General features: G+C 50.2%; 1 rRNA gene. It reads left to right on the top strand.

The features are described 5' to 3' along the window. Nucleotides 1-227: 227 nt before the first annotated feature. Nucleotides 228-830, top strand: a 16S ribosomal RNA gene (locus AC3WWR_RS30850); the annotation flags it as partial.

Genomic DNA, 830 nt, shown 5'->3' with positions numbered 1-830 from the left:
CACTTGACAGCAAATGAGGCTGCTGTAGAATGCGCGCCTCGGTTGAGACGAAAGATCTTAACCAACCGCTCTTTAACAACTGAATCAAGCAATTCGTGTGGGTGCTTGTGGAGTCAGACTGCTAGTCAACAGATTATCAGCATCACAAGTTACTCCGCGAGAAATCAAAGATGTAACCAACGATTGCTGAGCCAAGTTTAGGGTTTTCTCAAAACCCAAAGATGTTTGAACTGAAGAGTTTGATCATGGCTCAGATTGAACGCTGGCGGCAGGCCTAACACATGCAAGTCGAGCGGATGAAGAGAGCTTGCTCTCTGATTCAGCGGCGGACGGGTGAGTAATGCCTAGGAATCTGCCTGGTAGTGGGGGACAACGTCTCGAAAGGGACGCTAATACCGCATACGTCCTACGGGAGAAAGCAGGGGACCTTCGGGCCTTGCGCTATCAGATGAGCCTAGGTCGGATTAGCTAGTTGGTGAGGTAATGGCTCACCAAGGCGACGATCCGTAACTGGTCTGAGAGGATGATCAGTCACACTGGAACTGAGACACGGTCCAGACTCCTACGGGAGGCAGCAGTGGGGAATATTGGACAATGGGCGAAAGCCTGATCCAGCCATGCCGCGTGTGTGAAGAAGGTCTTCGGATTGTAAAGCACTTTAAGTTGGGAGGAAGGGCAGTAAATTAATACTTTGCTGTTTTGACGTTACCGACAGAATAAGCACCGGCTAACTCTGTGCCAGCAGCCGCGGTAATACAGAGGGTGCAAGCGTTAATCGGAATTACTGGGCGTAAAGCGCGCGTAGGTGGTTTGTTAAGTTGGATGTGAAA

This window comes from Pseudomonas sp. EB271-G4-1 (genome assembly GCF_058791355.1).
The sequence above is the reverse complement of the archived record's forward strand: the minus strand, read 5'-3'. Positions and strand labels throughout refer to the sequence as shown.